The sequence below is a fragment of the Gordonibacter sp. genome, from assembly GCF_036667095.1.
Lineage (GTDB): Bacteria > Actinomycetota > Coriobacteriia > Coriobacteriales > Eggerthellaceae > Gordonibacter.
Genome location: NZ_JAVWUP010000080.1, coordinates 1 through 11124, shown reverse-complemented (window position 1 = coordinate 11124; position 11124 = coordinate 1). Strand labels below are relative to the sequence as shown.

8 protein-coding genes are annotated in these 11124 nt (G+C 63.2%); all 8 read left to right on the top strand.

Annotated features, from left to right (window positions below; translation table 11 throughout):
* The first annotated feature begins 660 nt into the window (after positions 1-660).
* From RR842_RS08440 to RR842_RS08405, 8 genes are read left to right on the top strand one after another with little or no spacing between them, the layout of a single operon-like run.
* Complete coding sequence (locus RR842_RS08440; RefSeq protein ID WP_332511666.1) at positions 661-1716, top strand: rod shape-determining protein; 1056 nt, start codon at positions 661-663, stop codon at positions 1714-1716.
* A gap of 18 nt (positions 1717-1734) precedes the next feature.
* A complete protein-coding gene (gene mreC / locus RR842_RS08435; protein ID WP_332553357.1) occupies positions 1735-2652 on the top strand; it encodes a rod shape-determining protein MreC in 918 nt (305 codons plus the stop codon).
* Complete coding sequence (gene mreD, locus RR842_RS08430) at positions 2649-3173, top strand: rod shape-determining protein MreD (RefSeq protein WP_332511668.1); 525 nt, start codon at positions 2649-2651, stop codon at positions 3171-3173. The genes mreC and mreD overlap by 4 nt, the downstream gene beginning before the upstream one ends.
* Positions 3174-3183: 10 nt before the next feature.
* On the top strand, positions 3184-5358 hold the full coding sequence (gene mrdA, locus RR842_RS08425) for a penicillin-binding protein 2 (RefSeq protein ID WP_332729456.1): 2175 nt from the start codon (positions 3184-3186) through the stop codon (positions 5356-5358).
* A 12-nt stretch (positions 5359-5370) separates the two neighbouring features.
* Positions 5371-6585, top strand: coding sequence for a rod shape-determining protein RodA (gene rodA / locus RR842_RS08420; RefSeq protein WP_332511670.1), 1215 nt, complete (start codon positions 5371-5373; stop codon positions 6583-6585).
* Positions 6569-7816: a hypothetical protein gene (locus tag RR842_RS08415; protein WP_332518381.1), complete on the top strand. Its 1248-nt coding sequence runs from the start codon at positions 6569-6571 to the stop codon at positions 7814-7816. Before rodA ends, RR842_RS08415 begins: the two co-directional genes overlap by 17 nt.
* 33 nt (positions 7817-7849) lie before the next feature.
* Positions 7850-9877, top strand: a complete 2028-nt coding sequence (locus RR842_RS08410) for a TIGR03960 family B12-binding radical SAM protein (protein ID WP_332511672.1) — start codon at positions 7850-7852, stop codon at positions 9875-9877.
* On the top strand, positions 9870-10583 hold the full coding sequence (locus tag RR842_RS08405) for a TIGR03936 family radical SAM-associated protein (RefSeq protein ID WP_332729455.1): 714 nt from the start codon (positions 9870-9872) through the stop codon (positions 10581-10583). The genes RR842_RS08410 and RR842_RS08405 overlap by 8 nt, the downstream gene beginning before the upstream one ends.
* Positions 10584-11124 lie beyond the last annotated feature (541 nt).

Genomic DNA, 11124 nt, shown 5'->3' with positions numbered 1-11124 from the left:
AGATCGAGAAGCTGGTGCGCGCCTACGATCCCTGCCTGAGTTGTAGTGTGCATTAAACTTTGCTGTTGACGTATTCCAACTGAAGCCGGACGCATCATTGTCCGGCTTCGTGCGTCTAAGGTTCTGGGCGTCTTCAATTTGCAAATGTATCGTTAACTCACCTTTGAAGTTTTTGAAATAGTATCATGAGGCTTGTTTGGAAGAAGAATCGTATGCCTGCCGTTAAGTCGATTTCTGAGTTTACTCGCAATCAATCCGCACTCATCCGTGAATTGAAGAACACGCAAGAGCCCTTGTATGTCACGAGGAACGGTTCCTCTTCTATTGTGGTGATGGACGCGTGATGATGGACGCGGAAGCATTCGACCGAGCCATGTCTTTTAGGGCTGGCGTGTATGCTGACGAAATGCATATCTATACAGGCACATTGAGCGCATCTGCGAATACTCGAAAATGGACGTTTACAACAAGCAGTATCTCGGAAGTTCAGTCAAAGCGGGCATAAAGTGTCCGTGACGTCTTGCGTTTTGAAAAACCGGCTCGTGTAACCTCGCGCGCTTCTCCGGCCGGGGTGTGTCCCTCGTGAATTTTCTATAGGGCGTATGGGCCTGTGCTAGAATGCGACTTTACTTGGAATCGCGAATCGAGGGGTTTGCCTCTATGTCCTTTTTAGATGCCTTTTCGGGTCTGACCGGCCAAATGTCGACGGACATGGCCATCGATCTCGGAACTGCCAATACACTGGTCGCCATTACGGGCGAGGGTATCGTCATCAACGAGCCCTCGGTCGTCGCCATCGAGAAGGCTACGCACCGCGTGCTCGCGGTCGGCCACGAGGCGAAGAACATGATCAACCATACGCCGGAGGCGTTCTCGGCCGAGCATCCGCTCAAAGACGGCGTGGTCGCCGACTACGACGTGACCGAGGCTATGCTGTCGGCGTTCATCAATAAGGCCGCGGTGCGCAAGTACCCGTGGCAGGCGAAGCCCCGTATCGTCATCTGCATCCCGTGCGGAGCCACTTCGGTGGAGAAGCGTGCGGTGTTCGAAGCGTCCATCCAGGCGGGCGCACGCCAGGCCTATCTCATCGAGGAGCCCATGGCGGCTGCCATGGGTGCCGACCTGCCCGTTACCGAGCCTACTGGCTCGATGGTCGTGGACATCGGCGGCGGCACTACGGAAGTGGCTGTCATCTCGCTGGGCGGCATCGTCACGTCCTCTTCGCTGCGTCTGGCGGGCAACCGTATGGACGAGGCTATCTCCACGCACCTGCGCGACCTTTTGGGCATCAAGATCGGCGAGCGCACGGCCGAGATCATCAAGATCAAGATCGGCTCCATCCTGCCCTTCGAAGACGGGCGCGAGCGCGACATGATCATCTCCGGCCAGGACGTCATCACCGAACAGCCTAAAGAGGTGACCATCCAGTCCGAGGACGTGCGCGCGGCGCTTATCGCCCCCTGCGAGGAAATGGTCGTGCACATCAAGGAGACGTTCAAGAAGACGAACCCCGACCTTGCCAGCGACATCATCCAAAACGGCATCCTGCTTACCGGCGGCGGTGGCCTGCTTGCGGGGCTCGACCGCTACCTTACCGACAAGCTGGAGATTCCGGTATGGGTAAGCGAGACGGCGCTGACCAACGTGGTTACGGGTTGCCTCAAGGTGCTCGAGACGCCTACGGCGCTCAAGCAGACCCTCATGCGATCGAAGTAAGGACCGCTTCCTTTCCGTATGGCCCTTAACTTTCAACAGAGCGGATCGGCAACGCTTAGGCGGGTGCTTCTCGTCGTATTGCTTGCGGCCTCGCTCGCCTTAGTCACGCTCTATGCGCGCGAAGGCGAGGACGGGCCGCTGCATACGGTCCAGGGCGTCGTCGGCAGTCTTGCAACGCCGTTCAAGTTCGCCGGTGCTGCCGTCAATGCGGGCGCATCGAGCGCGGGCGAGGGCTTGGAGAACTTCACAGCTGACGAATCGACGCTTTCCGGTCTGCGCGAGAGCAACGAGGAACTGCGTAAGCGACTGGCCCAGGCCGACGAGTATAAGCTGGAAGCCGAGCGTTTGCAGAAACTGCTCAAACTGAAGGATTCGTCCGCCATCGACGGCGTGACGGCGCGCGTGGTGGGCCGCAGTATCGAGGCTTGGAACCAGACGGTGACTATCGACGTGGGCAAAGACGACGGTATCGAGAGCGGCATGACCGTCATGGGTTCCTCAGGTGTGGTTGGTCAGGTAGTACGCACCTACGATCACACGTCCGACGTGCGCCTGCTCACCGACTCGCAGTCCGGCGCGGCGGCTATGATCCAGAGCAACCGCGGCGAGGGCATTGTCCGCGGCTCGCTCGAAGGGCTGCTGTACCTAGAGAACGTTGACGAGGCGAACACCCCGCAGCCCGGCGACGTCATTGTGACGTCGGGCTTGGGCGGCAGCTACGTGCGCGGCTTGATCATCGGCACGGTCGTGCGGGTCGATCAGGGCAAGGGAAATGCAACGGGCCGTATCGTGGTGTCGCCGAACGATGCCACGAGCGCGCTTGAGGAAGTAATCGTGGTCAAGGGACTGGGCGCTGCCGCCGACTCGTCGGATGGGCAGTCGTCAGGAACGACAACGGGCAACGCCGGCGATGCGCAAGGAGGCGGTGGGGCATGAGCATGACACGCGACAGCATTGCCGTCGTTGTGGGCGCCGTTCTTGCGGTGCTTGCGCAGATCGTCATTGCACCTAATATCGCCCTGTTCTCAGCTATGCCGAACTTCGTCATGGTCTATGCGCTCTTGGTGGCTATCGTACGGCCGGGTACGGCCGGGCCGGTGCTGCCCTTTGTGCTGGGGCTGTCGTTTGATCTGTTCTCGGGCAGTCCTGTGGGCGCTATGGCGTTTCTGCTGGTGCTGGTGGCATTTGCGGCATCGCGCGCTTTCGCCGCATTGGACAACGACACGCTGTTCATGCCGCTGCTCATCTTCGTGGTGTCTGCTTTGGCTATTGAGATGCTGCACGGCGGGTTCTTGCTCGCTCTCGGCTACCATGCCGGTGCGCTCGATGCGTTTTTGTATCGTGCGCTGCCCTGCGCGCTCTATGACTGCGTCATCGGCCTTATCCTCTATCCGTTCGCCGCGCGCCTCTTGTCGGCTACGGCACCTGCCCAGCCCGGCACGACGCGTTTGCGCTAGGGGGTTTGCCATGATTGCAGCCCTTATCGCAGCAGCCGTTGCGCTCGTTGTCGCCATTGCCGTTATCGCTGTGGTATTCGTTGTTCGCGGCCGCACGAAGACGCCCTATGCAGGTCAGAAGAAAGACGTGCGCTCTGTCGGCAATGTCGGCGTGCATTCCACGCTCGGAGCAGGAAGCCGCGCCGGGGGCAAAAGCATGGCAGCCCCGCGCGTCAGCTCGTCCCAGCCTTCCTCCAGGACGCCTTCGGAAGGCTTGACCTCGCGCTTTGCCGCCATGGGTGTGTTGGCGGCCGCTATCTTCGGCTCGCTGGGGGTAAGGCTGTGGAGCATGCAGGTGATGGCGGGGGAGTCCTATAAAAGCGAGGCTCAGAAGAACAAGTACACCACCATGTACACGCCCGCGCCGCGCGGCTATATCTACGATGCCGATGGCGTGGCCATCGTGAAGAACCGCCCTTCGCTCACTGTGGTGGCCGATGCCTCGGTGGCCGACGACCGCGATGTGGTGCAGCGCCTGTCCGCCGTGCTGGGCGTGCCGTACAACGTGGTGCGCCAGCGTATCCAGGATGCCACGGCGGGGGCCCAGAGCCAGCGCGTGGTGGCGAGCGACGTGCGCCTGCGCGACGTGGCGTTCATCTCCGAGCACACCGAGGCGTTCCCCCATGTGTACATTCAAACGCGCACCGTGCGCTCCTACCCTTACGGGGCACTGGCTGCCCATGCGGTGGGGTATACGGGACCGGTCACGGATGGCCAGATGAAGAACGTCGTCGATGGGCGCAAGATCGCCTCGGGCGACGACGTGGGCCAAGGCGGCATCGAAAAGTGGTACGACGACCTTTTGGCCGGCGACCACGGGCTGCAGACGGTCGTGGCCGACACGAACGGCAACGTCATCGAGATAACCAGTGAGACGCAGCCCACACGTGGCTCGGATGTGTACCTTACCCTCAAGGCTCCGGTGCAGTACGTGGCTGACAAGGCCTTGGCTGCGCTCATCGCCCCTAAAGACGGCACGATCGGCACGGGCAAGGGCTGTGCGGGCGCGGCGGTGGTCATGGATGTGCGCGACGGCGGCATCGTGGCGCTGTCCAGCTATCCCACGTTCTCGCCCGAGACGTTCATCGGCGGCATCTCGCAGGAGACGTGGGATTTGTTCAGCACCAAGGAATCGTATGAGCCGCTGCTCAATCGCGCCATATCCGGCAGGTATCCTGCAGCTTCCACCTACAAGGCGTTCACGGGTCTGGCGGCGCTCGCCTACGGCTTCGCCGATACGAAGAAGACCTGGACCTGCACCGGCTCGTGGGACGGCTTCGGCTCGGGGGACTGGCAGGACTGCTGGAACCACAACGGGCACGGCACGATCGACTTCCGCGGCGGTATCGTGCAGTCATGCGACACTGTGTTCTACGATATCGGCAAAGCCTTCTTCGAGGCAGGCAAAACGCAAGGCGGAAGTCTCAGCGACACGGCCATGCAGGAGGAGATCGAGAAGTACGGTTTCGGTAAGACGTGCGGCATCGATCTCGAAGCCGAGGAAGCGGGCCGCGTGCCTACGCCTGCGTGGCGGGCCGAGCATTTCAAGGACTATCCTATGGAGGGCGCCTGGAAGGGCGGCTATATGACGAACATGGTCATCGGCCAGGGCGACGTGCTGGTCACGCCGTTGCAGATTGCCGTGTCCTATGGCGCGCTTGCCACGGGCGACCTGATGAAGCCCCACCTGCTCAAAGAGGTTCGCAACGCCGAAGGCGACGTGGCGGCCACGTTCGAGCCTCAGGTTATCGGAACACCCGATGTGAAGCCGGAGAACCTAGCCATCGTGCGCGATGCGCTGAACGGCGTGGCCACCGATAACGCCGATACGTCGGCGACGCTTATCCGGTTCGGCCTCGATCCCGCCAAGGTCGCCTGCAAGACGGGTACCGGCGAGGTCGCCAACAAGGAGGACTACGCTTTCTTCGCCTGCTACGCGCCGATCGACGACCCCAAGTACGTGGTGGCCTGTGTAGTGGAGCAGGGCGGTGGCGGTTCAGCCGTTGGCGCGCCGCTGGGTGCCGAAATACTGGCCGCTGCGTTGGCAGCCGACTCAGGCGAGCTTGCCGATGTGGGCGCTGTCGCGGGTTCTACCGGAAAATCCCAAGAGCTGGCCGGTTCGGGCAGTTCGGGACGTACAGACTAGGAAGGGGGACTTATGGCACAGCCGCCGCAGATCAACTCAGTGAAGGCACCGGACAAGGCCGTCGTAGACGCCACGCGTTCGCGCAGGTTCCCTGCCTTGAATTTCCCACTGATCATCGTTGCCGCGCTGCTGCTCAGCTATGGGCTGATAGTGGTGTATTCGGCCGTGAGCAACAACGAGAACTACTCGTTCTCCCGCTCGCTTGCCGGCGTGGCGGCGGGGCTCGTGGTCATGATCGTCATCTGGCGTTTCGACTATCGCAGGCTCTCGGAGTTCACCACGTTGTTCCTTATCGTGAACGTCGTGCTCATCCTGTCGCCCCACCTGCCCCTTATCGGCGTGGAGGCCAAAGGCGCCCAGTCGTGGATCAACATCGGTACGCAGATACAGCCGGGCGAGTTTGCGAAGGTCACGGTCATCCTGCTGGATGCCAGCGTTGTGGCGCGCTACGGCGGCAAGCTGGACGACCCGCGCGAGTATCTCAAAGCGCTCGGCATTATGCTGATCCCCTTCGTGTGCATCATGACGCAACCCGACTTGGGCACGGGCCTGGTGTATCTGTTTATCGCTGCCGTGGCGTTGGTTGTCGGCGGCGCGCGGCCGAAGTTTTTGCTGCTCACGCTTCTGGCGGGCGTTATCGCCATCGCCTGCGTGTTTGCAATCGACGAGGTCATCAAGGGTTCGTCGGGCGAGTACAAGCTGCTGAAGGATTACCAGCGCAGCCGCCTGCTCGTGTTCTTGGACCCCGATGCCGACCCCACGGGCGACGGCTACAACCTCAAGCAGGCCCAAATAGCCATCGGATCGGGCGGGCTGTTCGGACAGGGGTACCTGCAGGGCTCCCAGCATGCGCTGGGTATTTTGCCCGAGGCGCCCACCGACTTCATCTTTTGCGTTCTGGCTGAAGAACTCGGGTTTTTCGGTGTAGCGGTGCTGCTGGCCCTCTACCTCTCCCTGGTTTTGGTAAGCTTCCGCATAGCTGCTACGGCCGGCGATTTGTTTGGCCTGCTCATTGTGATGTGCGTGGTGGGCATGTGGCTGTTTCAGATTCTTGAGAACATTGGCATGACCTGCGGGCTCATGCCCATCACGGGCATACCGCTGCCGTTCATGAGCTACGGGTCGTCGTTCATGGTCGTGAACTTCGCGATGCTGGGGCTTATCGGCTCGGTGTGGGCCCATAACGGTGCGAGTGGGAAGAAGGGCAGCTATGCAACTACCCGTTGACGTGAAGGCCGTCATTGACGAGGCCACCAATATCGACGACGCACGAAAAACCCCCCTTTCAGTGAGCGTGTATATCGACGATACTGCGCCCGGCGATTCTGTCGCACGGGTGCGCAGCGCGTTTGCCAGCGCAAGCCCTACGGCACGCGTGTCCCTGCTGTATTTGGACGGCCGTCCGTTCGCGCCCTTCGAGGGCGACGACATGGCCGTGATCGTTGCCGGGCTTTGCCCGGATGTGGGGTCCTATGTAGGGCAGCTGCATGCGGTGGGCGTGCCGGTCATGGTGGCTACAACCATGCCCGCGCTGGTTGCCCAGATCGCCGATGCTCAGGGCCATCCCATTCCGGAGGCCGATATCGTCGCTCCCGAAAGCCCTGCACGTGCGTCGCATGCGTTGCCGGCCCGTACGGGTGGCAAGGCCGTTTCGGCTGAGGAGCCCTACCTTCTGGACGAACGCGCTGCGACATCGCTCGATCGCCGCATGGGCGAGTGGGTCGTCGAGGCCTGCCGTCCCAAGCGCTTGGCGTTCGCGCTGGCCTTCCCGTTCGTGCGCCGTCCGCTGTCGGTCGATGCTGTGAACGCCACGTCCGTGCAGAATGCGGGTATCGGTTTGGTCATGTTCATTCCTGGAGCCGACCTTCCCATCATGACGCTGAACCAGGCGAAGATGCTGCTGCAGATCGCAGCTGCCTACGGCGAGCCCATGAGCGCCGAGCGCGTGAAGGAACTTGCCGCCGTGGTGGGCGGCGCGTTCGCCTTGCGTACGGTAGCCCGCCAGGTTGTTGCGATCATCCCGGCGCTGGGGTGGGCCATCAAGGCCGCCATCGGCTACTCGGGTACGCAGGCCATGGGCCGTGCCGCCATCGAGTACTTCGAAGGGGGCGGCAATATCGCCGGTTTGGCGAACGTGGTGGTCCGTGCCCGCGACAAGGCGGTGGAGTTGGCCGAAGAGACCCGCGAGTGTATGACGGGTGGCGAGGGCGCTCCTATGCCTGCGGTTGCTCCTTCGGCGGGAGGCCGCTTTGCTGGTGCTGCGCGTACGGCTGCATCTAAGGTCAAAGGCGCTGCCCGTACAGCCGCCGATGCCGCTGTTCCGTTCGCGAGCTCGGTTGTGCAGGCAGGAGCCCAGGCGGCTGGCGTCGATGCGGGCACCGTGGCCAAGACCACGGCACGCTCTGTCTTCGATGCGGCGCGCGGGCACCTCAAAAGCTCCCGTCCCACGGCACGCTAAGCGCGCACCCCTCACGAAAGAAGGTCGAACCCGATGACGGATCTCTGGCCGCGCCTGGAGGCGCTGCTTGGGCGCGCGGAACGTCCCGCGCGCTACATCAACCGCGAGTGGGGCTGCATCTACAAGCCCGAGGCGACGTTTCGCTTCTGCATGGTATACCCCGACACCTACGAACTGGGTCAGGCGAACCAGGCGGTGCGCATTCTCGTGAACGCGGTGAACGCACAGGACAGCATGGCGGCCGAGCGTGCATTCTTGCCGGCTCCTGAGTTCTGCGACATCATGAGAGAGGCGAACCTGCCGCTCTTCTCTATCGAGAGTTGCGCGCCGGTTGCCGAGTTCGATGCAGTGGGTATCACGCTGCCCCATGAGCTGGCGGCCACCAACGTGCTGGAGACGCTCGACCTCGCCGGCATCGCGCTGCATGCGGTCCAACGGGCCGAGGACGATCCGCTGGTGCTGGGCGGAGGCCCGTGTGCGTACAATCCCGAGCCCTACGCCCCGTTTTTCGATGCCTTTAACATCGGAGAGGGCGAGGAAGCGCTGCCCGCAGGGCTGGCGCTCATCCGCCGCCTGCGCGAGGCGGGTGCGACGCGCGCCGCTATCCTGCGGGCGCTGGCCGGCGAGCCCGGTTGGTACGTGCCGTCGCTGTACCGCTGGCGCGAAGAGGACGAGGCCCAGGAGGCAGGCTCGTGGATCGAGCCGCTCGAGGAGGGCCTGCCTGTGCGCATCGACAAGTGCCTGTTCCGCGGCTTTGCGGAGAGCTCCGGCTGGGAGCCGTGCGTGGTGCCGTTCACCGAAGTGGTGCACGACCGCCTGAACGTCGAGATCTTGCGCGGCTGCTCCCGCGGCTGCCGTTTCTGCCAAGCAGGCATGATGTATCGCCCGGTGCGCGAGCGCTCGGCCGACAACGTGGTCGAGTCGGTGACGTGCGGTCTTGCCCAGACGGGCTACGACGAGGTTAGCTTGACGTCGCTTTCTTCAACCGACCATTCGCAGATCGCCGATATCCTCACGCGCTTGAATCGCGCTGGCGAGGGCAAGGGCGTGCGTATCTCGGTGCCGTCCCAGCGCTTGGACTCGTTCGGCGTGGGCATGGCGGGCCTGGTGGCGGGGCAGAAGAAGGGCGGGCTGACGTTCGCCCCCGAGGCGGGAACACAACGCCTGCGCGACGTCATCAACAAGAACGTCACCGAAGACGACCTGTTCGGCGCACTCGATGCGGCGTTCGCGGCCGGATGGCGACGCTGTAAGCTGTACTTCATGATAGGCTTGCCCACCGAGACCGACGACGACATCAAGGGCATTGCCAGCCTGGCGATGCGCGCCTACGACCGTGCCAAGGCTGCCGTAGCGCCCGAGCAGCGCGGCAACGTGCGCGTGAGCATCTCGTGCGCCTTGTTCGTACCGAAGGCCCAGACGCCCTTCCAGTGGGATGGTCAGATACCGCCTGAGGAGGCACTGCGCCGTGTGGGCATCTTGCGCCGCAGCGTGAGGTACCGGGCTGTGGATGTGCACTGGCACGACCCCGCGACCAGCTCCATCGAGGCTGTTATGAGCCGCGCCGGCCGCGAGGCTGCCGCTTGGATCGAGGCCGCCTGGAGGCGTGGCGCGCGCTTCGATGCCTGGACGGAGTGCTTCAGCGAGACAGCATGGCGCGAGGCGGCTGCTGAGGCAGGCATCGAAGCGCAGGCCATTGCGCAGGCGACTTACCTGCCTGGCCGCGTGATGCCCTGGGACCACATCTCCACCGGCGTTTCGACGCGCTTCCTCGCGCGCGAGCGGCGGCTTGCCGAGGAGGGGCGCACTACACCCGACTGCACGTTCGATGCCTGCTCCGCATGCGGCGCGTGCCCCGCGCTCGATGCCGAGAACGAGCTGGCAGCGCCTCGTACGTCGTGTGCGGGGCAGGAGCGACCGGAAGGCCTTGTATCGCAAGATTCCCTGGGACGTGACGGTGCGGTAGATGCCGGCAGTTCCAAGGCTGCGGCAGCCGAGCTGGAAGGCGCGGTAGCGTGCGGGGGAGCCGATCCCGACGGGCAGGAGGCCAACGATGCCTGATCCTCGCAACTTCCGCCTGCGGGCGACGTTCTGCAAGCAAGGGCGCTTGGCGCTGCTGTCCCATTTGGAGGTGGCCCGCGCGCTTGAACGCGCGGTGAGGCGTGCGGGGCTGCCTTTCGCCATCAGCCAAGGGTTCTCCCCGCATATGAAGATCGCCTTCGGTGCTGCACTGCCTGTGGGGGTCGGGGGTTTGAGGGAGGTATTCGACTTGCAGCTCGTGCGCTATGTGCCTCCTGAGCAGGCACTCGATGCGCTGCAGGCGGCGAGCACCCCCGACCTCATGGTGAAAAGCTGCCAGTATATCGAAGCCGGAGCACCTGCCGCTTCGGTGGCGTACCCGGTGAGCACCTACCGGGTGCTGCTGTCGTGTGCGCCGTCCGCGCTTCCCCTGCCCGACGAGATCACCGTCGTGCGCAAGAAGAAGGAGAAGGTGCTGCAGGTACCCGACTTCATCGTGGGCGACGTGGAGCTTGCAGGTTCGGTGGTCACGTTCTCGCTGGAGGCCAAGCCTACCGGTTCGTTGCGTCCTGATGTGTTGCTGCAGGCGAGCATCGAGGAGTATAACACTGCTCGGGAGGGCGGCAGCGGTTCTGGCTTTACGGTGGTTGCAGCATCCTCCGGCCCGTCATCGCAGCACGACGCGGCACCGTGCCAATCGAGCGAGGAGCTGCGCGTCCTCTCTGTCATGCGTATCGACCAGAGCTGACGGCCGTGAGCGCCATGCGTATCGACCAGCGCTGACGGCCGTGAGCGCCGCTGCGACACCCGCTGCGCCCGAGCCCACCACGGAACGTCGGTTCCCTCGTCCCAAGGCCCTTCGGCGCTCAGGGCGGCCCCTGCGCGCTCTTGGCGCCGTCGTTCGCCGCCGCGTCGGCCTTGTTCTTCGGCGCGCATCCGCCGAGAGCGGTCCCGCCGAAGAGCTCCGCGGCCCCGATGCCCGCGCCCATGAGGAGTCCACCAGGGGAGCCTCGTGCGCCCCCGTTACTCCGGGGCCGCTTCGCAGCGGCGATTTTTGGCACGCGAGGGGTTCTCTGCGCTGAGCGAATTTCATTTTAGCGAGCCATATCGAAGTAATCACGATTAGTAACGAGACCCACGTTGTAGGCTTATAAGCCCGCTTTTGTCCGAGGACCTTCCAGAGAGGGAGCAGAAAAGCAAAATCACCGGACAAGGTCCGGTGATTCTAAGTTCAATGGCGGGATGTACGAGACTCGAACTCGCGACCTCCGACGTGACAGGCCGGCGCT